The sequence below is a fragment of the Microbacterium sp. 70-16 genome, from assembly GCF_001898315.1.
In the GTDB taxonomy this organism is placed as follows: Bacteria; Actinomycetota; Actinomycetes; order Actinomycetales; family Microbacteriaceae; genus Microbacterium.
This window is the reverse complement of sequence record NZ_MKTQ01000017.1, coordinates 1-20,568: the sequence shown is the minus strand read 5'-3', so window position 1 is coordinate 20,568 and position 20,568 is coordinate 1. Positions and strand designations below refer to the sequence as shown.

Annotated in this window: 19 protein-coding genes and 3 pseudogenes; 16 read left to right on the top strand and 6 right to left on the bottom strand. The window is 64.8% G+C overall.

Features of this window, described 5'->3' with window-relative positions:
• Positions 1-40: 40 nt before the first annotated feature.
• The 5 genes and pseudogenes from BGO46_RS08655 to BGO46_RS08635 all read left to right on the top strand — a co-directional run.
• Positions 41-604, top strand: a complete 564-nt coding sequence (locus BGO46_RS08655) for a histidine phosphatase family protein (RefSeq protein WP_292897854.1) — start codon at positions 41-43, stop codon at positions 602-604.
• Positions 601-1,335, top strand: a complete 735-nt coding sequence (locus BGO46_RS08650) for a hypothetical protein (protein ID WP_292897853.1) — start codon at positions 601-603, stop codon at positions 1,333-1,335. Before BGO46_RS08655 ends, BGO46_RS08650 begins: the two co-directional genes overlap by 4 nt.
• Entirely contained in the window at positions 1,332-2,552 is a 1,221-nt protein-coding gene (locus BGO46_RS08645) for an MFS transporter (RefSeq protein WP_292897851.1), read from the top strand. Before BGO46_RS08650 ends, BGO46_RS08645 begins: the two co-directional genes overlap by 4 nt.
• Positions 2,553-2,556: 4 nt before the next feature.
• A complete protein-coding gene (locus tag BGO46_RS08640; protein ID WP_292897849.1) occupies positions 2,557-3,393 on the top strand; it encodes an undecaprenyl-diphosphate phosphatase in 837 nt (278 codons plus the stop codon).
• A 71-nt stretch (positions 3,394-3,464) separates the two neighbouring features.
• Positions 3,465-3,770 (top strand): annotated as a pseudogene (locus BGO46_RS08635) (flavoprotein); the annotation flags it as partial.
• A 54-nt stretch (positions 3,771-3,824) separates the two neighbouring features.
• Here the strand turns inward: BGO46_RS08635 and BGO46_RS08630 are convergent.
• Positions 3,825-4,226 carry a low molecular weight phosphatase family protein gene (locus BGO46_RS08630; RefSeq protein WP_292897847.1) on the bottom strand — a complete coding sequence of 134 codons (402 nt, stop codon included), beginning with the start codon at positions 4,224-4,226 and terminating at the stop codon, positions 3,825-3,827.
• 127 nt (positions 4,227-4,353) lie between these two features.
• Here BGO46_RS08630 and trxB point away from each other — a divergent pair, with 127 nt between their 5' ends.
• Genes trxB through BGO46_RS08605 form a run of 5 tightly spaced genes read left to right on the top strand, consistent with a single transcriptional unit; the run spans position 4,354 to position 8,185 of the window.
• Positions 4,354-5,331: a thioredoxin-disulfide reductase gene (gene trxB / locus BGO46_RS08625; protein WP_292897845.1), complete on the top strand. Its 978-nt coding sequence runs from the start codon at positions 4,354-4,356 to the stop codon at positions 5,329-5,331.
• On the top strand, positions 5,328-5,654 hold the full coding sequence (gene trxA / locus BGO46_RS08620) for a thioredoxin (RefSeq protein WP_292897843.1): 327 nt from the start codon (positions 5,328-5,330) through the stop codon (positions 5,652-5,654). The genes trxB and trxA overlap by 4 nt, the downstream gene beginning before the upstream one ends.
• On the top strand, positions 5,651-6,763 hold the full coding sequence (gene arsB / locus BGO46_RS08615; protein ID WP_292897841.1) for an ACR3 family arsenite efflux transporter: 1,113 nt from the start codon (positions 5,651-5,653) through the stop codon (positions 6,761-6,763). The genes trxA and arsB overlap by 4 nt, the downstream gene beginning before the upstream one ends.
• On the top strand, positions 6,760-7,752 hold the full coding sequence (locus BGO46_RS08610; RefSeq protein WP_292897840.1) for a metalloregulator ArsR/SmtB family transcription factor: 993 nt from the start codon (positions 6,760-6,762) through the stop codon (positions 7,750-7,752). Before arsB ends, BGO46_RS08610 begins: the two co-directional genes overlap by 4 nt.
• Positions 7,753-7,777: 25 nt before the next feature.
• Positions 7,778-8,185 carry an arsenate reductase ArsC gene (locus BGO46_RS08605; protein WP_292897891.1) on the top strand — a complete coding sequence of 136 codons (408 nt, stop codon included), beginning with the start codon at positions 7,778-7,780 and terminating at the stop codon, positions 8,183-8,185.
• A gap of 69 nt (positions 8,186-8,254) precedes the next feature.
• Here the strand turns inward: BGO46_RS08605 and BGO46_RS08600 are convergent.
• A pseudogene (locus tag BGO46_RS08600) lies at positions 8,255-8,842 on the bottom strand (flavodoxin); the annotation flags it as partial.
• A 62-nt stretch (positions 8,843-8,904) separates the two neighbouring features.
• Complete coding sequence (locus BGO46_RS08595) at positions 8,905-9,786, bottom strand: aldo/keto reductase (protein ID WP_292679359.1); 882 nt, start codon at positions 9,784-9,786, stop codon at positions 8,905-8,907.
• A gap of 134 nt (positions 9,787-9,920) precedes the next feature.
• Between BGO46_RS08595 and BGO46_RS08590 the strand changes: the two genes are divergently transcribed.
• The 3 genes and pseudogenes from BGO46_RS08590 (at position 9,921) to BGO46_RS08580 (ending at position 12,947) form a co-directional block, all read left to right on the top strand.
• The gene (locus tag BGO46_RS08590) at positions 9,921-10,793 is read left to right on the top strand and encodes a helix-turn-helix transcriptional regulator (protein WP_292679356.1); all 873 of its coding nucleotides are present in this window, start codon (positions 9,921-9,923) and stop codon (positions 10,791-10,793) included.
• On the top strand, positions 10,790-11,524 hold the full coding sequence (locus tag BGO46_RS08585) for an SDR family oxidoreductase (protein ID WP_292679354.1): 735 nt from the start codon (positions 10,790-10,792) through the stop codon (positions 11,522-11,524). The genes BGO46_RS08590 and BGO46_RS08585 overlap by 4 nt, the downstream gene beginning before the upstream one ends.
• A gap of 245 nt (positions 11,525-11,769) precedes the next feature.
• Positions 11,770-12,947, top strand: a pseudogene (locus BGO46_RS08580) (IS3 family transposase).
• Between the two features lie 542 nt (positions 12,948-13,489).
• On the opposite strand, the gene BGO46_RS08575 reads toward BGO46_RS08580, so the two are convergent.
• Together BGO46_RS08575 and istA are read right to left on the bottom strand one after the other, a co-directional pair.
• On the bottom strand, positions 13,490-14,236 hold the full coding sequence (locus BGO46_RS08575; RefSeq protein WP_242088979.1) for an ATP-binding protein: 747 nt from the start codon (positions 14,234-14,236) through the stop codon (positions 13,490-13,492).
• A complete protein-coding gene (gene istA / locus BGO46_RS08570; protein WP_299985857.1) occupies positions 14,233-15,798 on the bottom strand; it encodes an IS21 family transposase in 1,566 nt (521 codons plus the stop codon). Before istA ends, BGO46_RS08575 begins: the two co-directional genes overlap by 4 nt.
• 881 nt (positions 15,799-16,679) lie before the next feature.
• On the opposite strand from istA, the gene BGO46_RS08565 reads away from it, so the two are divergent.
• Genes BGO46_RS08565 through BGO46_RS08555 form a run of 3 tightly spaced genes read left to right on the top strand, consistent with a single transcriptional unit; the run spans position 16,680 to position 19,305 of the window.
• The gene (locus BGO46_RS08565; protein WP_292679350.1) at positions 16,680-17,504 is read left to right on the top strand and encodes a hypothetical protein; all 825 of its coding nucleotides are present in this window, start codon (positions 16,680-16,682) and stop codon (positions 17,502-17,504) included.
• A gap of 8 nt (positions 17,505-17,512) precedes the next feature.
• A complete protein-coding gene (locus BGO46_RS08560) occupies positions 17,513-18,442 on the top strand; it encodes an S-4TM family putative pore-forming effector (RefSeq protein WP_292679347.1) in 930 nt (309 codons plus the stop codon).
• A gap of 17 nt (positions 18,443-18,459) precedes the next feature.
• The gene (locus BGO46_RS08555) at positions 18,460-19,305 is read left to right on the top strand and encodes a hypothetical protein (protein WP_292679345.1); all 846 of its coding nucleotides are present in this window, start codon (positions 18,460-18,462) and stop codon (positions 19,303-19,305) included.
• A gap of 57 nt (positions 19,306-19,362) precedes the next feature.
• Here the strand turns inward: BGO46_RS08555 and BGO46_RS08550 are convergent, their stop codons facing one another.
• On the bottom strand, positions 19,363-20,451 hold the full coding sequence (locus BGO46_RS08550) for a hypothetical protein (RefSeq protein ID WP_292679342.1): 1,089 nt from the start codon (positions 20,449-20,451) through the stop codon (positions 19,363-19,365).
• Between the last annotated feature and the right edge of the window lie 117 nt (positions 20,452-20,568).

The following is a 20,568-nucleotide window of genomic DNA, read 5'->3' as shown; positions in this document are numbered from 1 at the left end:
CGAAGCCATGACACGGCCGCACCACTGATCGGAGTCATCCATGCCTGACACCTCTCGGCGCATCCTCCTGGTGCGCCACGGCCGCACCGCCTTCAACGCGGAAGGGCGACTGCGGGGGCTCGCAGACCCCGAGCTCGACGAGACCGGCATCGCGCAAGCGCACGCGACAGCCCTGGCACTGCAGCCGGTCGGCCTCCTCGCGGTTGTCTCCAGTCCGCTCCAACGTGCGGTGCGCACGGCAGAGATCATCGCGGACAGCAGCGGTGTGAGTCACGACATCGATGCCGCGTTCAACGACCGCGACTATGGCCCGTGGACCGGACACGCGAAGGCTGACGTAATCGCCCAGTGGGGCAGCGTCGACGCGGCCCCGGGAGTCGAGAGCTCGGCAACGGTGCTGGCCCGGGCAATGGAGGCTCTCGACGCGCTCATCCGCAGCAGCGACCGGCCAATCGCCGTGGTCACACACGACGCCGTGATCCGGCCGATCCTCGCACGCATCCACCCGGACCTCGCCCCGGATGTGGAGACCGGCTCCTGGGCCGAGATCGCACACACCCGTGAGGGTTGGGCGATCCTCTCCGTCGACAACACCGCCCCATGACGAACCGCGAGATCATCCTGGATGCCGACGGCTTGACCGTCGACGAGATCGGGGCGCTGTGGGCGTTCCTGCACGGTGACATCATGGAGCCCGGCATCCGCTCCCGACTGCGTGAGTACTGGGGTTTGTGCCCGCGGCACGCCTGGGGGCACGCCGTTGTCGAGATCGAGCTCTGGGAGGCCGGCGCTGGCGCCCGCCACGGCCACCAACCGTTCGACGTCGGGGTGCTGCACGACGCTCTTCTCTCTCAGATGGCCGGCGCCCTTGCCGGCCGACACCACACTTCCACACGAGTGCTGCGCCGGGAGGGCGGATGCTACGTCTGCCAGCAACTCGGCGGAGGAGCGGAGCCCGTCGGGTACGCCGGCTTCGATTCCACCGCCCTGGCCGCAGAAGCCAACCGGATGATCTACACACGGCGCTGGCTCGCGGAGACCAAGCCCGTGTGGGAACTCGTCACATGCCCCACCTGCGCCGGTACGTCAACGGGTCGCCTCTGCAGGACGCATCTCCTCGAAGCCAGCATCGATGCGGCTTCCGCCGCCGATACCGGCACGTACCTTGCCGGCCTCGATCGTCGGCTGCGCCTCCTGGTGGATTCGATGACGCAAAACGGCACCCCCAGCACCCCGGATGCCGATGCGTCCTGGGTCGAAGCGGTCGCCTGGTTCGCCGGATGGTCGTTCCCGCTCGCTCTCAGCTCAGACGACTCGAACAGGATCAATCCATGACCGCAGCGAACTCGGCGCCCCGACTCTCCGCATGGCGGTTCGTCCTCGGTTTCGGAGTCGTCAGCCTCTTCGGGGACTTCGTCTACGAGGGCGCCCGGTCCGTCACCGGCCCCGTCCTCGCGACGCTCGGTGCGAGTGCCGTCGTTGTCGGGATCGTCACCGGCGTTGGAGAAGCGGCAGCGTTGCTTCTCCGGCTGGTGTCTGGCCCGCTGGCTGACCGCTCTCGCCGGTTCTGGTCCTGGGCCATCGCCGGATACGCGATCACCGTCCTCGCGGTGCCCCTTCTCGGATACGCCGGGGTGCTGTGGGTGGCATCGGGGCTGGTGATCGCAGAGCGTGTCGGTAAAGCGGTCCGGTCTCCCGCGAAGGACGCGATCTTGTCGTTCGCGACATCGGGCATCGGACGAGGACGAGGCTTCGCTATCCAGGAGGCCCTCGATCAAGTCGGCGCCATCATCGGGCCATTGGTCGTCGCCGGAATGCTCCTGATCACCGGTGACGACTACGGCCCCTCCCTTGCCGTGCTCGCCATTCCTGGACTCATCGCACTGGGGCTCGTGCTGTGGCTGAGGTCGCGTGCTCCTGACCCGGAAGCATACGAGCCCCGAACGACAGCCACAGCCGTGCCCGAACCCCGCGGGAAGCTTCCTCTGGTGTTCTGGCGATACGCCGCATTCTGCGGAACCACGATGCTCGGCTTCGCCACGTTCGGCGTGCTCTCGTTCCACATGGTTGATCAGCACATCCTTCCTGCGCCCATGATCCCGGTGCTCTACGCCGCTGTGATGGGCATCGACGCTCTCGCCGCGGCCGGAACAGGCCTGCTCTACGACCGTTTCGGACCGCGCGTGCTGCTCGCGCTCCCACCGATCGCCGCACTGATCCCGGTGTTTGCATTCACCGAATCCGTCGTTCCTGTCGTGATCGGGTCACTGCTGTGGGGCGCCGCACTCGGTGTGCAGGAATCAACCCTCAGGGCGACCGTCGCCGACCTCGTACCCGCCGCACGCCGCGGCACCGCCTACGGGATGTTCGCCGTGGTTGTAGGCGTCTGCACAGCCATCGGAGGAATGATCGCCGGGGGACTCTACGACGTCTCAATTCCAGCGTTGATCACGTTCACGATCGCCGCCCAAGGTGCCGCCCTGGTCGTCTTCCTGGCCGGGGCGCTGCGAGACCGATCGTCCGCATCCAGAACACCGCCCACGGGAGCCTGACCCGGTGAACCTGCTACACGCGATCCTGCTTGGCATCATTGAGGGGATCACCGAGTTCCTCCCCGTTTCGAGCACGGGACATCTCACCATCGCCGAGAAACTGCTCGGGTTGCCCGTCGACGATGCGGGAGTCACCGCGTTCACCGCGATCATCCAATTCGGGGCAATCATCGCGGTCATCGTCTACTTCCGCGGCGACATCAGTCGCCTGTGGACGGCATGGACGCGAGGACTCTTCCACCGCACCGCTCGCGCGAACCCGGACTACCGCTTCGCCTGGTACGTGATCGCCGGGTCGCTCCCCATCGGCATCATCGGATTCCTCGCCAAGGACATCATCGCCGGGCCCCTCCGCAACCTCTGGATCGTCGTGATCGGACTCATCGGATGGAGCCTCGTGATGGCCCTCGCTGAACGATTCGGACGCCAGAATCGACCCGAACGTGACCTGACACTCACCGACGCACTGACCATCGGGCTCGTGCAATGCGTCGCACTCATCCCCGGTGTCTCACGTTCCGGCGCGACGATCAGTGCCGGGCTGTTCCGCGGCCTCGACAGGACCGCGGCGGCCCGACTCTCGTTCTTCCTCGCGATACCAGCGCTCATCGCCGCTGGCACATACGAAGGGATCAGCGAAGCCCCAGCGATCTCAGCCACGGTCGGCTGGGGGCCGACGCTCATCGCGACCGCAGTGAGCTTCGTCGTCGCATACGCCTCCATCGCGTGGCTCCTCCGCTTCGTCGCACGCCATCCGATCACCCTGTTCATCTGGTACCGCATGGCACTCGGCATCGTGCTGGCCGCACTACTCGCAACGGGTGCGCTACCCGCGACATAGCCCCGCGAGATGCCTCTCCAATCACGATCCGCTCGGCCTGTGCATGGCACCCGATATTTGGGCGACAGCAATGTGTGAACGTATCGGCAACAGGTGTCAGAGAGCTCGCGCAGCCCGAACACAGGTTCTTTATCGTTGGGGTGAAGTCTTACGGGCGTGCACCGACGTTCCTCGCACTGACGGGATACGAGCAGGTGCGCAGCGTCACTGCGCACCTCGCCGGAGACCACGAGGCCGCCGCACGCAACGAACTCGTCCTGCCGGATACCGGCGTATGTGGCGGTTCGGGCGACTGCGACGACAACGCGGGAAGCTGCTGCGCCGCCCCGGCTCCGGCTGTGGTGCAGATCGGGTTGCGTCCCGTCCCGGTCGGCTAACCACACGCGCGGAAAGGGTGAGGCCTCAGATCGAGATCTCACCCTTTCGCGACATCAGTCGACCAGTCGGGCAGCGAGTCCGCGGACCTTCTCAGCGACAGCGTCACGCAGTTCCCGCACGCCTTCGGCTTCCCAGTTCGACGGGTCGGGGAAGGACCATTCGACCAGTTCTCCACTAACAGGACCGGGGAGCGGGAGACCCGGCTTCATCAACACCACCACATCGGCGGATGCGAGATCCTCGACCGTGACTGCACGCGGACGTGCGGCGCTCGTGTCGATCCCGAGTTCCTGCAGCGACTCAGCAATCACCGGGTTGATCGCTTCTGCCGGGCTGATACCCGCGCTCGTCGCCACCAGCTGCTCGGTGCCAACATGCGTGAGCAGATGGGCGCCCAACTGCGAACGCCCCGCGTTGTGCTTGCATATGAACAAGACGGTCTTGGGCTGGGTCATCGTGATTCTGCTTTCTAGGCTCCAGCACGGTCGCTGCACCGGCAATGATCCGCTCGTCGGGTGACGCGCAGGTGAACTCTTCCCTCGCATGGTTGCATCCGGTATCGATGAATGTCAATATAGACGCATGTCGATTCAAGAGGTTGAGCTGGTCATCATCGGTTCCGGGCCTGCCGGGTACACCGCTGCGGTCTATGCCGCTCGTGCGGGACTTGAGCCGGTCGTGCTCGCGGGTTCCGTGACTGCGGGTGGCGCTCTGATGACGACGACTGAGGTGGAGAACTTCCCCGGGTTCGTCGACGGTGTGCAGGGCCCCGAGCTGATGGAGTCGATGCGCGCGCAGGCCGAGCGCTTCGGCGCACGCATCCTCCTCGACGACGCCATCCGTGTCGACCTCGACGGCCCGATCAAGATCATCGAGACCGGCGCCGGCGAGACGATCCACGCCCGCGCCGTCATCCTCACCATGGGGTCCGCCTATCGCAAGCTCGGACTACCCGAAGAGGACCGACTGACCGGCCACGGGCTGTCGTGGTGTGCGACGTGTGATGGATTCTTCTTCCGTGAGCAGGAGATCGTCGTCGTCGGCGGAGGCGACTCCGCGATGGAGGAAGCACTGTTCCTGACGCGTTTCGCCTCGAAGGTCACCGTCGTGCACCGCCGCGAAGAGTTCCGCGCCTCGAAGATCATGGCGCAGCGTGTACTCGACCACCCGAAGATCGACGTCGCCTGGAACAGCGAGGTCGCCGAGATCATCGGCGCCGAGAAGGTGCACGCTGTCGCCCTCCGCGACACCGTCACCGGAGCAGAACGCGAGCTTTCGGCGACCGGCGTCTTCGTGGCCATCGGGCACGACCCGCGCTCCGAACTCGTGACCGGGATCATCGACACGGATGCCGACGGATATGTGCTCGTCGAACACCCCTCCACCCGCACGAACCTTCCCGGAGTGTTCGCGGCCGGAGACCTCGTCGACCACACCTACCGGCAGGCCATCACCGCTGCGGGCACCGGATGCGCCGCCGCGCAGGACGCCCAGCACTACCTGTCCGCTCTCGACGAGAGCACCACGTTCGAACTCAACACCGAGGAAGTGTTCGCATGACTGCCCCCGCACCTGTCACCGACTCCACGTTCCAGGCCGAAGTCCTCGATGCGGATCTCCCCGTCGTCGTGGACATCTGGGCCACCTGGTGCGGCCCGTGCAAGCAGATCGCACCTCTGCTGGATCAGCTCGCAGCCGAGTACGACGGCCGGATCAAGATCGTCAAGCTCGATGCCGACCAGAACCCGGAGACGGTAGTGGCCGCCGGCGTCACCTCGATCCCTACCCTGGGTTTCTATAAGAACGGTCGCCGCAACGACTTCCTCATCGGTGCGCACCCGAAGCCTGTCATCGCCGAGAAGATGGAGGCGCTGCTCGCATGAGTGCTGCAACCGCTCCCGCACCGACGTCGACGACGCGACGCCTGTCCACCCTGGACCGCTGGCTGCCGCTGTGGATCGGGCTCGCCATGGTCGGCGGCATCCTCCTCGGGCGCTTCGTCCCCGGCGTATCCCCGCTGCTCGCAAGCCTCGAAGTGGCCGGGATCTCGATCCCGATCGCCCTCGGCCTTCTCGTGATGATGTACCCAGTGCTGGCGAAGGTCCGCTACGACAAGGTCGCGGCGGTCACCGGCGATAAGAAGCTGCTCATCTCCTCGCTCGTGCTGAACTGGCTGATCGGCCCCGCGCTGATGTTCGCCCTCGCCTGGATGTTCCTGCCCGACCTCCCGGAGTACCGGACCGGCCTCATCATCGTCGGGCTCGCCCGATGCATCGCGATGGTCGTCATCTGGAACGACCTCGCCTGCGGAGACCGCGAAGCCGCCGCCGTGCTCGTCGCCATCAACTCGGTGTTCCAGGTCGTCGCATTCTCGCTGCTCGGCTGGTTCTACCTCACCGTCCTCCCCGGATGGCTGGGCCTGGACACACAAGGACTCGACTTCTCCGTCGGGGCGATCGCCCTCAACGTGCTCATCTTCCTCGGTATCCCGCTGCTCGCCGGATTCGCATCCCGCTTCATCGGTGAACGTCGCAAGGGGCGCGACTGGTACGAGGAGAAGTTCCTCCCGAAGATCGGGCCATGGGCCCTCTACGGGCTGCTGTTCACCATCGTGCTGCTGTTCGCCCTACAGGGCGAGCAGGTGACGTCCCGCCCGCTCGACGTGGCCAGGATCGCACTGCCGCTACTGGTCTACTTCGCCGTGATGTGGTTCGTTGGTCTGTTGTCCGGCAAGGCCCTCGGCCTCGGGTACGCACGCTCCTCAACTCTGGCGTTCACCGCCGCGGGCAATAACTTTGAACTCGCGATCGCCGTGGCTATCGGCACGTTCGGCGCAACGTCCGGGCAAGCCCTCGCGGGCGTTGTCGGCCCTCTCATCGAGGTACCTGTTCTCGTCGGCCTCGTCTACGTGTCGCTCTGGGCAGCCAGGCGCTGGTTCCACACTGACCCATACACAGCCGCGCCATACACCGACGTAAGGACGCCATCATGAATGTCACTTTGACCGCTGAAGACACCTGCAGCCCTGTCGCGTCGCACGCGATAGGGCAGGACGCGGCGTCATCCGTTGCCGCCACATTGAAGGCGCTCTCTGACCCCCTGCGCCTGCGCATGCTGTCCGCGATCGCCTCCGACCCCCGCGGCGAGTCCTGCGTCTGCGACCTCGCTGAGCTCGCGGACGTGTCACAGCCGACCGTGTCGCACCATCTGAAGGTACTCAAGGACGTCGATGTACTCACGTCCGAGCGTCGCGGCACCTGGGTCTGGTACAAGATCAACCCGAACCGCCGCCGTGCCGTCACCACACTGCTGGACTCCTTCGCGCCTGCGACAGTCGCCGGTCCGGCTTCCGATGGTGCATCGGAAGAGTCGCTCCGGCCCGACTTCGACGCCCGTGTGACCCGCCTCGCTGATGAACTGTCCGCCGAGATTCCCGAGGTGGACGAGGCCGTCGTCCTCACTGTCGTCCGCGAGTCTTATACGGCGCTCGCCCGCACCGCCAGGGTGACCTCGGCCCTGATCCCGCTCACCGAACGATTCGCCAGGCAGCGACTGAGCGATCTCACCCGCGACCGCGACACGGCCGTCCCGCAGGTGCTGTTCGTCTGCGTCGCCAACGCCGGCCGCTCACAACTCGCTGCCGCACTCGTCAATCAGCTCGCAGGTGGCAGAGTCGTCGCGCGATCGGCAGGATCCAGCCCCGCCGATGTCATCCACCCGCACGTGCGTTCACTACTCACCGAAATCGAAGGCAACGATGCCGCCGAACGGTTCCCCAAGCCCCTCACCGACGACGCCGTCAGGGCCGCCGACGTCGTCATCACGATGGGCTGCGGCGACGTATGCCCGATCATCCCCGGCGTCCGCTACGACGACTGGGCCGTCGGAGACCCGGCCCTCGCTTCCCGCGAAGGCGTCGAAGCCATCCGCGACGACATCACCGCCCGCGTCCGCACCCTCGTCGACGATCTCCTCAACTGACCGCTACTCACTACCTGGAGTCACTATGACCGACACCACTGCAAAGCCCTCCGTCCTGTTCGTCTGCGTCCACAACGCCGGCCGCTCCCAGATGGCCGCGGGATTCCTCCGCGACATCGCCGGCGACCGCATCGAGGTGCGCTCCGCTGGATCCATGCCCGCCGATCAGATCAATCCCGTCGCGGTCGACGCGATGGCCGAGTTGGGCATCGACATCACTGCCGAAGCTCCGAAGGTGCTCACCACGGAAGCGGTGCAGGCCTCGGATGTCGTCATCACGATGGGCTGCGGCGACGCCTGCCCGTTCTTCCCCGGCAAGCGTTACGAGGACTGGGAGCTCGACGACCCGGCAGGTCAGGGCATCGACTCCGTACGCCCCATTCGCGACGACATCCGTGGCCGAATCGAGCAGCTGGTGAGCGAACTCATCTAACTCGGCATGGCCCACGTGCTGCGAATAGTTCTCTCGGGAATACTTCTCTCCGCCGACAAGGCCTTCGGCGATCGCGGAATCGGGGCAGAGATCTGCGTAGTCGCTGTCGACGCGTCCCATGCCGCTCACGGCGTACGTGACGAACGGGTGGATGGTTTTCCCGGCGAGGTCGACGCCTTCGACGAAGGTGCGCATGATCATCGGGGTCTGCACATTCCACACGGGACTACCGAGCAGAACGACGTCGTAGCCGGAGACGTCCGGGAGTGGGTTCGCGATCGCGGGGCGGGCGTCGTCGTTCTCTTCCCGCACGTTCCGTTGCACGGTCTCTTCGTAGTCGTCCGGATACGGATCCGCGGCTTCGATCCGATAGACGTCGACGGCGGTGGCGGTGGCGATCATCTCCGCGACGACCTGAGTGTTTCCTACCTCGAGGTCGATGCGGTCGCCGTAGTAGTAGTTCTCGCCCGGGCGGGAGAAGTACGCCAGCAGCACCCGGCCCCCGGAACCGGGCGAGGAAGCGCCTTCGGTCGGTTGTGGAGTCGGGGTGGGTGTGGTCACGGTGGTCTCCCGGTTCGGAGTGCAGGCGGCCAGAACGGTCGCAAGCACTGTGCCGCCGAGAACGGCACCGGCGGCGAGGAAGTCACGACGGTTCATGGTGCCTCCTAGGGGCGGGAGGGGCGGGCGCGAACGTTCGGGTCGTTCGCGCCCGCAGCGGGTCACGCCTCGGGGATCGGCTTTCCGAAGTTCTCGAGGGTGATGACGTCGGGCTCGGGTCCACCGCGAACGCCAGTGTCGAGGGCGTTGATCTCAGCCACCTCGTCGGCGGTGAGTTCGAAGTCGAAGCCGTCGAAGTTCTCCGCGATGCGGTGCGCTTTGGTCGACTTGGGGATGACCTGTACGCCGTTCTGGATGTGCCAGCGGAGCATCACCTGCGCGGCGGACTTGCCGTACTTCTCACCGATGGTGAGGATGACGGGCTCGTCGAAGCTGCGCTTCGCGGATTCCCGGTAGGACGTGATGCCGCCGATGGGCGACCACGCCTGAGTGGTGATGCCGTGCTTCCGGTGGAGCGCGACGAGTTCCTTCTGCTGGAAGTACGGGTGCAGCTCGATCTGGTTCACCGCCGGCACGACGTCGGTCTGTTCGAGAAGCGGGGTCAGGTGCTCGGGCATGAAGTTGCTGACACCGATCGCGCGGACCTTCCCGTCGGCAAGGAGCTGCTCGAGCGCCTTGTATGCGGCGATGGTCTTGTCGAACGCGGACGGCAGCGCCTGGTGGAGGATGAACAGATCGATCTGCTCGACGCCCAGCTTCGCGGCGCTCTTCTCGAACGCGTGGAGGGTTTCGTCGTAGCCGTAGTCGCTGATCCACACCTTGGACTCGATGAAGATGTCCTCGCGAGGCACACCGGATTCGCGGATGCCCTGACCGACCTCCTTCTCGTTCCCGTAGGCGGCAGCGGTGTCGATGTGGCGGTAGCCGGTGCGGAGCGCTGTCGCGACAGCGGCGACAGTCTCCTCGGGCGGGGTCTGGAAGACACCGAGGCCGATGGCGGGGATCTCCACCCCGTTGTTCAGAGTGATCGTTGAAGTGGTCATGCCTCCACGCTAAGCACCGTCGACAACGAGGTGAGAGTCCCTGTCATTCACCCCCACAATGTGCTTGCTGGCACGCTCTGGGGGTGAATGACAGGGACTCCCGCAGCGCGAAAGCGCAGGCTACCGTCGAATGTATGGACACCAGGCACGAGGTTCAGGAATTCCTCACCGCACTCCGCGGCCGCATCACCCCCGAGCAAGCCGGTCTGACCTTCTTCGGAGGAGAGCGGCGTGTGCCCGGCCTGCGCCGTGAGGAAGTCGCGCAGCTCGCCGGAGTGTCACCGGCGTACTACACGCGAATGGAGCGTGGAGACCTCGGTGGCGTCTCGGAGAGCGTGCTCTACGCGCTCATCAACGCGTTCCAGCTCAACGAGGCCGAACAACAGCACCTCTTCGACCTCGCGCGGGCAGCGACTGGCCCCACCAGAGCGCCGCGTGCCAGACGAGAGACCCCGGTTCCTCCCCGGATCGTTCAACTCATCGACACCATGAGTGACGTGCCAACCGTCGCGCTCTCCACCCTCGGCACACCCCTGGCCGCCAACACCCTCGCGCGTGCCCTCCTTCCGTTCATGTTCCCGGAGGGACAGCCACCGGTGAACTCCGCCCGGTACCTGTTCCTCGACCCTGGATCCAGAGACTTCTACCCCGACTGGGAGAAGACCGCGCGGGAAATGGTCTCCGCCCTTCGCCTCCGCGCGGGACACGACCCCTCCGACAGAGCCCTCTCCGGCCTGGTCGGCGAACTCGCCACGCGCAGCACCGAATTCCGTACCTGGTGGGGCAGCCACACCGTCCGCACCCACAGCACAGGCTCCAAACGGATCAACCACCCCATCGTGGGCGAGATGACCCTCGGATACGAATCACTCACGCTCCCTTCGTCGCCGGATATCCGCCTCACCACCTACCTCACCGAACCAGGCTCACCATCCGCCGACGCGCTCAACATGCTCCGCAGCTGGATAGCCGAAGCACCCGTCACCCAGAAGGAGACCCAGCTATGACAACCAAGGCCGCCACTCCTCGCGTCGCCGTCATCACCGGAGCGTCATCGGGCATCGGCGAAGCCACCGCCCGCGCACTCCACGCCGACGGGCACACCGTCGTACTCCTCGCCCGCCGCGCAGACCGCATCAACGCCGTTGCCACCGAACTCGGGGACCGCGCGATCGCGATCCCCGCCGACGTCACCGACCGCGACTCCATCACCGCCGCCGCAGAACAGGTACAGGCCGAACTCGGCGGCGCCGACATCCTCGTCAACAACGCCGGCATCATGCTCCTTGGCCCCTTCTCTGCCGAGCAGCGGGACGACTACCGGCAGATGATCGAGGTCAACCTCATGGGCGCGATCACCACCACCGAAGTCTTCCTCCCGCAACTCAGGGCCACGGACGCAGGAGACATCATCAACATCTCCTCCGTCGCCGGACGCACCGCCCGCGCAGGAAACGGCGTCTACGCCGCAACCAAATGGGGCATCAACGGCTGGTCCGAATCACTCCGCCAAGAACTCCTCCCCCAGATCCGCGTGACCCTCATCGAACCCGGAGTCGTCGACACCGAACTCCCCACCCACACCACACACGAGCAGACCAAGACCTCAATCGACGAGCTCTACGCCAAAGCCACCGTCAGCGCGGACGACATCGCCGAAGTCATCGCCTTCGCGCTCTCACGCCCCCGACACCTCGCCATCAACGAGATCCTCCTCCGCCCGGCTGACCAGGCGTAGCGCGCGACGAGCGCGAAAAGGGGTCTGTCGCGCCCGCTCATCGCCCCAGCCGAAAACGCCTGCCGATTCCTGATTCCGGCGAACGTTACTGACAGCCGATACAGACCGCGAAGCTCGGCTGCACCGAAAACGATCGTTTTCGGCGAGTCGCGCGGGCCGTTCTGATAGACGCGAACGGGCGTGAGGAACGAATCGGTGACAACTGATCGTTAGTGCTGGGAGGCGCTGACGGGAAGGATGTCATCATGCCCGGTCCATATCCCCAAGAGTTCCGCGAAGACGTCGTCGCGGTCGCAAGACGCCGCGAGAGTGGCGTCACCATCAAGCAGATTGCCGTCGACTTCGGTATCAGCGAAGCGACGCTGCAGAACTGGCTCCGCCAAGCAGATGTTGAGGAAGGCAAGCGTCCCGGTCAGACCGCGGATGAGGCTGCCGAGATGCGGGAGCTCAGGCGCCGGAATCGTCTCCTCGAGCAGGAGAACGAGGTGCTCCGGAAGGCCGCGGCGTATCTGTCGCAGGCGAATCTGAAACTCGGTGGCTCCCCAAAATGACATACCCGCTCGTTGCTGAGCTCGCCGACTCGGGGATCCCCGTGACGGTGTCGTGCCGGGTTCTCAAGCTCGCCCGCCAGCCCTACTACCGGTGGCGCAACGACCCTATCCGCAGCGCCGACGTGCTCCGCGCGCACCGGATCAATGCTCTGCACGACGCTCATGCTGAAGACCCGACGTTCGGCTACCGATACCTGGCCGACGAAGCGCGCCGGGCCGGGTGGCGGATGAGCCGACGGACTGCGTGGAAACTGTGCTCGCAGGCCGGGATCCTCTCGTCCGCGCAACGCCGCCGGCGCGGGAAGGGCAAGAAGACCGGCCCGCCCGTGTTCGACGATCACGTGCAGCGGCAGTTCCGTGCCGACACCCCGAACCGGGTCTGGTTGACCGATATCACGGAGCACTGGACGAGTGAAGGCAAGCTCTACTGCTGCGCGATCAAGGACGCCCACTCCAACCGGATCGTCGGCTACTCGATCTCCGATCGGATGACCGCGAAACTCGCCGTTGACGCGCTCCGCAACGCCGTCACCCGCCGCGGCGACGTCGCCGGATGCATCCTGCACGCCGACAGAGGCAGCCAATTCCGAAGCCGCGCCATGGCCCGTGAGCTCCGCCGTCACGACATGGTCGGGTCGATGGGCCGCGTCGGCGCCGCGGGAGACAACGCCGCGATGGAGTCGTTCTGGTCGTTGTTGCAGACGAACGTCCTCAATCAGCAGCGATGGGCGACCCGGCAGGACCTACGCCTCGCGATTGTCGTCTGGATCGAGCGGAAGTATCACCGTCAGCGAGCACAGGACGCCCTCGGCGGGTTGACGCCCATCGAGTTCGAAGCCAAGCTAACCGAGCCGCTCACCCTCGCGGCCTAAACCCCACCTGTCACCAGTTCGTTCTTCACGCCCAACCGCCAGAAGCATTGCTGGCATTTGATCGCGAGAATCGGGAGAACGTCCAGCCTTCCGACCTTGGTTTATAGGCCGCAATGGCTGTCGCGCATCCCATGGGATGCGCGACAGCTGCCTATCCGTGGGATCGGCTGACGCCACGAGTGTTGAGGGCTTCGGGCAGAAGTGCCGATGACTTGGGACATCGACACGCGCAGGTATCTGAGCTACTTGCCACGATCACGGAACTGGCTCAGACAAGCACGTTTAAGGATCTGAAGAGCCCGGCCCTCGTCGTCCAGGAGTCTCTAAAGAGTGGAAAGGTCATAGAACCTAGATCCTGTTCGCAAGCGACGATCCCCGGACAGAATGGCGAATCGTGGCGTCCTAGCGCGGCTCTGCCTGAGTATTTGGAGTCTTGAGGGCCACTGATTATTGCGGTTGAGGGCCGGTCAATATTCACTCTCGGGGCCAGGGGTATTGCCGGTGAGCGCCACCCCGCGGGCGTGACGCTCACCGGCGCCGACTCAGTTGGCCGCGGCGGTCTGTTCGCGCATGTTGACGTCGCCCGTCTCGATCCAGATGGTGTTGTGGACGATGCGGTCCATGATCGCGTCGGCGTGGACTCCGGAGCCGAGGCGCTGGTGCCAGTCCTTCTTCGCGTACTGGGTGCAGAACACTGTCGATGTCGCGTCGTAGCGGCGTTCGAGGAGCTCGAGCAGCATGCTGCGGACGTCGTCGGTGGGCGGGTCGAGTAGCCATTCATCGATCACCAGGAGCGTGAACGTGGAGTACTTCCGCAACCACTTCTCCCGACCGGCGGGCTTGTCCTTCGCGGCAGCCCAGGTCTCTTCGAGGTCGGGCATGCGGATGTAGTGCGCCCGGTAGCGGTGCTGACACGCTTGCTTCGCCAGCGCCGACCCGAGGTAGGACTTGCCCGAGCCGGTGAAGCCTTGGAACACGACGTTCATGTGCCTGCTGATGAACTGGCAGGTGGCGAGTTGCGCGATCACCCCGCGATCCAGGCCGCGCTGTTCGAGCAGGTCGACCCGACGCAGGTCCGCGTTCGGGTAGCGGAGTCCTGCCCGGCGGATGAGGCCTTCGACTTTGGAGTGGGTGAACGCGGCGTGGGCGTCGTCGACGGCGAGCTTGATCCGCTCCTCGAACACCATCCCGAGCGTGAGGGCGTCATCTTGGATGTCGATCGCGTCGACCAGCGACGTCACTCCCATTTCCCGCAGCTTCCGTTTCGTCTCCGCGTCGAGCCGGCTCATCGGGTGCCTCCTGCGTAGTAGTCGGCGCCGCGGACGTAACCGGCCGGCTCCTCCCAAGCAGATGGTTCGAACCTCGGCTGTCGCCTGCCGGTCTGGTCCTGGTTCGACTCCAGGATCGGTCGCAGGTGCGCATACCGCGGCGACCGAACGCGAGAGTCCAGGGCGATGCCCGCGGCGGTCTCCACCCTCGCGGCGGAGTAGCGGCGAGTCAGCCGCAGCACTGCGAGGGCGGCGTCCAGCCCCTGCTCGTCGACGGGCACGGACTCGAAGATCCGGTTCACGACGACCGTCGTGTTCTCCCCGACCCTGGCCGCCCACTCCCGGACCCGGTCAGGGTCCCACTGACGGTAGCGGGGCCCGTCGGGCAGGTCGCTGTCGTGCGTCCGATACTCGTTGACCATCCCGGCCGGGGCGAGGAGGTGGCTGGTGAGCCGCTGATCCCCCGCGAACACCTCTAGGGTCGTGTCGGTGATCCGCAGGTCCACGCTGCGGCCGATGTTGGCGTAAGGGGCGGAGTAGAAGTTCCGCTCGAACACCACATGCCCGTTGCGTTGAACCCGCCGGCCGTAGAGCCACTGCGAGATCTCGAACGGAACCGGCGGGAGCGGCCGCAGCAGTGGCTTCTCCTCACCCTCGAACACGCTCTGGCGGGAGCCGGCGCGTTTCTGGAACGGCGCTGCGTTGTATGCGGCGACCCGCTCATAGACCGCGGCCCGCAACTCCGGCAGGCTCGCGAACGCCCGGTCACGAAGCGTCGCGATCACCGCCGTGGCAACATTCCCGACGGTGCCCTCGACGCTCGCCTTGTCTTTCGGTTTCCGGGGCCGGCCCGGTAGCACCGCGGCGGAGTAGTGCGCGGCGAGCTCCCGATACGCGTCATTGAGCACGACCTCGCCCTCGGCGGGATGCTTGAGCACCCCGGTCTTCAGGTTGTCCGGCACGATCCGAGGAACGCTGCCCCCGAACCAGTCGAACATCGCCGCGTTCGCGCGCAGCCAGGTGTCCTGCTTCATGTCCAGGGTCGGCTCGACGAACGAGTAGCGGGAGAACGGCAGCGTCGCGACGAACAAGTAGACCCTCGTCGTCACACCGGTGACCGGGTCGGTGAGCTGCATCGTCTTCCCCGACCAGTCGACCTCAACCGTCTGCCCCGCCTTGTGACCGACCCGCGACGCCGCCCCGATCACCAGCACGTGACGCTGGTAGGTCTTGCAGAACCTGTCGTAGCCCATCGCCGTCTCACCCCTGGTCCGGCAGGCGTCGACATACTCGCCGTGCAGCAGCTTGAGCGTCACCCCGACCTTCGCGAGCTCCTTGTGGACCTTCTCCCAGTCCGGCTGCGCGTGAACACTGTCATGCTCACCCCGCCCCGGGAACAACCGCGCATATACTTCGGCTTCCTCGAGCACGGCGACGTCGTCCCAGCCGATGCCCTCCCGATCGGCGGCGTCGATGACCATCGCCACGCTGGTGCGGGACATACCCTGCGCGGCGATCTGCCGACCCGTGAGCCCCTCCGAGCGCAACCGAAGCACAAGCTTCGCCTTGATCTTGCGTACCATCCGAATCACTCCTTCTGCCGCGTGATCAGCCACGCGGCAGAAGGAGCCTAAGAAGGTGGCCCCGAACCCGAATATTCAGTGGCACCCAACGACGCAATCGCGTCAACGGCCAGGTGGCCCTGAACCCCAATATCAGTGGCCCTCAGAAGAGCGAATACTCATCTGCACGGCTCTGATCGACGGGGGAGCGTCCCGCTGGTTCTACGTCGTTGCCCTTGTCTGCATCTGGAACGCGCTCAAGTTCATCGTGATCGGCCCTGTGAGCGTGGCGCTACTCGTCTGGCAACGACGTTTCGAGCAGCGGTTAGACCGCCAACGTCAAGCTTCGCTTCCAGCTCAGATCAACGCATAGCTGATTCTCGCCCTAGGTCAAACGGCGGTCTTGCTTTGAGCTATTGGCCTCACCCAACCCCGACACGTAGGGGTTGGACGAAACCTCGTCTCGCGGTAAAGAAGTGAATGACATCGAGCCCGATCAGGCAGTGACTATCGCGGCCGGAGTCATGTGTACGGCTGATGATGAGATCACGGCCGACGGCAGCTGCACTTCACGAAAAGTGCTGATCGTGAGACAAGCTGGGTAGAGCGCAGAGCGCGGTTGAGGCTCCCAACCTCCCTGCTGCGAGCCCACAACGTCCTGGCGGCGCGGCACCGGCCCATGTCGGAGGTCGCCGGTAGCGTGGAGGGTGAGATGAGTTACACCTAATCGCGCCCGTGGCGCAAAGGAGCGCCAGCACACATGAGACGCAGAGCAGCACGACGGCCTCGTCGAGACACCGACAAGCCGACGGAGGCGTGTCACCCAGGCTCAGGGGGCTCTTAGATTATGTGGCGCCTAACGAGTTTCTGTCCAAGGGTCGGGTCGGACGGGAGGTACAGGGATGACTGAGACTGCCCACTCGTGGCTGAACAGCTTGACCAGCCTCTACACGCCGACCTCGACGCAGTTCGATGCGGCAAAGAGTCATCGCGCGTCGATCGAGTCGCGGCTGGATGCGTTTGTCGGCGTGTACGAAATGTTCGAGATCGGTTCGTTGCGCCATGGGACGGGGGTATGGCAGCACAGCGACGCGGACTACATGGTCTCCCTCAAGGGAGTGCGCCCATCGTCGCCGTGGACGATGCTGAACCGGGTTAAGGAGACGCTGCAGGCACGCTTTTCGGGCACGACAATCGTGGTCAGCCGGCCAGCTGTCGTCTGCTACTTCTCCGATGGAGTCGTTGAGGTCGTTCCCGCCTATCCCTCGGATAGTGGCTACTGGATCGCTGACCCTGCGGACGGGTGGATGAAGTCGTATCCGAAGTCGCACAACAAGTACGTCAACGACGTCAATACGAAGCACAACGGGGCGGCAAAGACGCTCGCCCGACAGCTCAAGATCTGGAAGTACCTCCGCAACGTCCCGATCTCTTCTTGCTACCTGGAGATGCGGGCCGCCAAGCATCTCGACGGGGAGTCGGCATACCTGCCGTTCTGGGATCTCTATCTAGCCCTCGACAAGATGTACGACGCGAACCTGGCAGCGATGAACGACCCCACGGGCCTCGGCTCGCGGTTCGGGGCGTGCTCATCAGAGGCAAAGCGCCTTGACGTGCTCTCCAAGCTCGGCTTTGCCGTCGTGCGGGCGAACAAGGCCAGGGAGTTCGAATCGGACGGTATGCATGCCCAAGCGATCGAGCAGTTGAAGCTGCTCTTCAACAGATAGTGCCGACAATGAATGACTCCAACGACTACACGCCACCTGCGACAGGAGCGACGCTCCTTCGCCGTCAGGTTGAACTTGACGCGCTGCGCCTGCTGATCGCTCAGAAGCGCCTCTACTCACGTGCGAAGCGGTGGGTCTCGATCCGCTGGTTCGGGATGCTCGTCATCGGGTTGGCCGCGCCGATCGTTGCGGTGATCTGGCCGCAGAGCACCGTGGTGCTGGGGAGCATCGCGGGAGCGTGGTTGTTCCTGGGACGCACGCTGCTGATGTATGTCCAGAAGAAGAGCACCGAACAGGCTGCCGCGGTGCAGGAGCAGTTCGACTTCTATGTCTACGAGATGTCGGCCGGGACTCCGCGCCCAAAGCTCCCGTCTCTTGAAGACATCTCCCTCGTTGCAGGGCCCGATTCTGAGCTTGCCGCCGTTGCCGCGCGCGAGAACATGCTCGGATGGTACGTCGTCGCCGATAACGATCCCGGCGGGGTCGCCGTCGCGATCGCGCAACGCTCGAACGCCGCATACAGCTACCGCCTGCTGCGATTCACCGGCATTATCTGGTCGGTTGTCGCCGTGATCTGGGCGGCGGCGCTCACCACGATCTGTGTCGTGACCGGGCTGACGCTCGTGACCTTCTTGCTCGGCGTTGTCCTTCCATTGCTGCCTGCGTTCCTCGACGTTACTGAGTACATCGTTGGGATTATTCGCTCAGCCAGGGATCGCGAGGCCCTCTACCGAGATATCGAAAGCAGAATCGGCAACACGGACGATCCGATCACCGGGGAGAACCTCCGCGTCTGGCAAGAATCGCTGTTCGAGCTGCGGCGCGACACCCCGACCGTCCCAGACTTCATCTATAAGCTTCAGCGTGGAAAGAACGAGGCGGCCATGTCGTCCGCTGCCGCGCAGCTGAGCAAGCGTGCACGCACGGAGGGCGAATGACTTATACAAGCCAAGCGATGGCACAGTTTGTGGCCGACATCTCGATCACGGACTACCAAAAGACATCAATAGTCAACGCACGCAAAGACCGTGTCGTGGAGAACCTGACCGCTGCCTTCCCCGCCACGAGCGATCTGCCGTTCAGTCGCGCGATCCTGATGGGCTCGGCCGCGAAGGGCACAATCGTTCGACCTATTGACGACATCGACGTCCTGGCAGTCTTCTCCAACGCGAACGGCGCATGGAACACCTACCGCTATGACTCGCAAGCGTTCCTCTACCGCGTACGCCGTGCCTACAACGGGCTGTCGACGGCGCAGGTAGGCGCTCGCGGACAAGCCGTCCGCATCTTCTTCAACAACGGCGGCCACGTCGATGTGGCGCCCGTGTTCTCTCACGGCAACGACGTCTACGGGTTGCCAGGCGGCGACGGCGGGTGGATCAACACGGCCCCCACCGTGGCGAACGCGTGGTTCGCCCAGAAGCACGCCGAACTCGGGTACAACCTGGCGACACTGGTTCGGCTCCTGAAGAAGTGGAACAACGCGCACTCGAAGCGGCTCCGTTCCTTCCACTTGGAAACGATCGCCGCGAGGACGTTCAAGACACTCGGCGGCAACAGGCAGAGCGCGCTCGCCAGCTTCTTCGAGTGGGCACCGTCGCACCTCGACGTCAGTGATCCTGGCGGTCAGTCCGGAATCCTCAGCGGCTATCTCACCTGGACTGCCCGACAGGAAGTGATGCAAGGACTCGGCTCGGCGGCGGAGCGCGCCCGCAAAGCGAACGAAGCTGAAGCCCGAGGGGATCACGATGAAGCGAAGCGGCTCTGGCGAATCATCCTGGGCTCCGGCTTCCCGAACTAGACGCCAACGCATACCGCCGCAGCGCCGTCCGATCCCCGCTCTTGGACAGTTGCCGGGTTACCCGTCTACGACCGTCCCGCTGGTCTTGCTCTCAAAGTCGATCATCATCGGCCAGAAGCTCTTGTAGAAGAAGACGCCTGACGGGCGTGGCAGGGTCGTTCCGTCGGGTGGGAGTGTCACCGCGGACCGATACCCCAGGGGCTGGCTGCCGATGACGTGTTCAGGCCGGCGGCCGACGACCAGCGTGGGATACGGCGCGACACCCTCAGGGAGGCTCTCGTCATAGTGCTCGCGTGCCGCGATGTGGAACATGGCCGCGTAGACCGTCGCTAGCATCCAGGTCTCGGCGAGTACCACTGGCAGATCAACCCGAAGCGAGATCGCCTCCAGTCCCTGCCTCAGCTCTCTCGGTGGGCGGCTCAGGTAGGTGAGCATCGGACGGTCGAAGAGCGGTATTGACTTGCCTTCCCCGAATACGCTCACGGGGATGGTTCCGTCCTCGTTCGGTGGGGTCGTGATGAACTCAATGCGGACATCTCCGCGCGCTGAGGCGGCCAGACCGTGCTTCAGCTTGTTGTGGGCTGCGTTGATCGAGAGTTCATCATTCATCAGCAGCCAGACCGCATGGTTCGCCCACTCCAGCGCGGTCTGCGCTGCGCCGACGACCGGCCCCTCGACGACCGTCCCTGGCGGAAGGATCAACTGGAGAAAGCGGTGCTGGTCAGCGTCGAGGGCCGCCTTATTGCTTTCGATGACCTTGATCATGGGCGTCGGACTGTCAGCGATCGCGAGCCAAGTTGACGCGGCGTCTCCAGAGCGCGGGGTAGCCGCAACGCGGGCGTAGATGAACCTTGTGAGGGCTTCGGCAGCCTGGTGGCGCAGCGAGAGCGCATCGACTGCCACTTGGACGCGGCGATGCTGCCCATCGAAGTGGAGAGCGGCGTCCGCTCCTTCGAGGCCGAGCGCTCGGAAGAACTCTGGCTCGTTTTCTGGGGATGCTTCGTAGTCGGAGCGGCTTGCCTCGAGCAGCATCGTTATTCGAGCGGAGAAATGACTGAGCGGGTCGGAGAGAAAGAACTCGTCGTCGAGGATCTTTGCCTGCTCAGGCTCCAGCGTTGTCGCTTGCGCTTGGATCGGAAGGTGCATAAAACCGGCTCTTCGGAATCAAGGGTGTAGCGAGGGTCTGAAACCTCCGGCCTCGAGCAGGCTCCTGGCTGTGTAGTTCGCGAGGTTGCGGAAGCCGAGCGCGGAGCCGCGGAGATG

Coding starts and splice junctions, on each gene's coding strand:
- trxB (WP_292897845.1), top strand. CDS start 4,354: ATGTCGATTCAAGAGGTTGAGCTGGTCATCATCGGTTCCGGGCCTGCC.
- BGO46_RS08565 (WP_292679350.1), top strand. CDS start 16,680: ATGACTGAGACTGCCCACTCGTGGCTGAACAGCTTGACCAGCCTCTAC.
- BGO46_RS08650 (WP_292897853.1), top strand. CDS start 601: ATGACGAACCGCGAGATCATCCTGGATGCCGACGGCTTGACCGTCGAC.
- istA (WP_299985857.1), bottom strand. CDS start 15,798: ATGGTACGCAAGATCAAGGCGAAGCTTGTGCTTCGGTTGCGCTCGGAG.
- trxA (WP_292897843.1), top strand. CDS start 5,328: ATGACTGCCCCCGCACCTGTCACCGACTCCACGTTCCAGGCCGAAGTC.
- arsB (WP_292897841.1), top strand. CDS start 5,651: ATGAGTGCTGCAACCGCTCCCGCACCGACGTCGACGACGCGACGCCTG.
- BGO46_RS08605 (WP_292897891.1), top strand. CDS start 7,778: ATGACCGACACCACTGCAAAGCCCTCCGTCCTGTTCGTCTGCGTCCAC.
- BGO46_RS08630 (WP_292897847.1), bottom strand. CDS start 4,226: ATGACCCAGCCCAAGACCGTCTTGTTCATATGCAAGCACAACGCGGGG.
- BGO46_RS08560 (WP_292679347.1), top strand. CDS start 17,513: ATGAATGACTCCAACGACTACACGCCACCTGCGACAGGAGCGACGCTC.
- BGO46_RS08655 (WP_292897854.1), top strand. CDS start 41: ATGCCTGACACCTCTCGGCGCATCCTCCTGGTGCGCCACGGCCGCACC.
- BGO46_RS08575 (WP_242088979.1), bottom strand. CDS start 14,236: ATGAGCCGGCTCGACGCGGAGACGAAACGGAAGCTGCGGGAAATGGGA.
- BGO46_RS08550 (WP_292679342.1), bottom strand. CDS start 20,451: ATGCACCTTCCGATCCAAGCGCAAGCGACAACGCTGGAGCCTGAGCAG.
- BGO46_RS08595 (WP_292679359.1), bottom strand. CDS start 9,786: ATGACCACTTCAACGATCACTCTGAACAACGGGGTGGAGATCCCCGCC.
- BGO46_RS08645 (WP_292897851.1), top strand. CDS start 1,332: ATGACCGCAGCGAACTCGGCGCCCCGACTCTCCGCATGGCGGTTCGTC.
- BGO46_RS08585 (WP_292679354.1), top strand. CDS start 10,790: ATGACAACCAAGGCCGCCACTCCTCGCGTCGCCGTCATCACCGGAGCG.
- BGO46_RS08590 (WP_292679356.1), top strand. CDS start 9,921: ATGGACACCAGGCACGAGGTTCAGGAATTCCTCACCGCACTCCGCGGC.
- BGO46_RS08610 (WP_292897840.1), top strand. CDS start 6,760: ATGAATGTCACTTTGACCGCTGAAGACACCTGCAGCCCTGTCGCGTCG.
- BGO46_RS08555 (WP_292679345.1), top strand. CDS start 18,460: ATGGCACAGTTTGTGGCCGACATCTCGATCACGGACTACCAAAAGACA.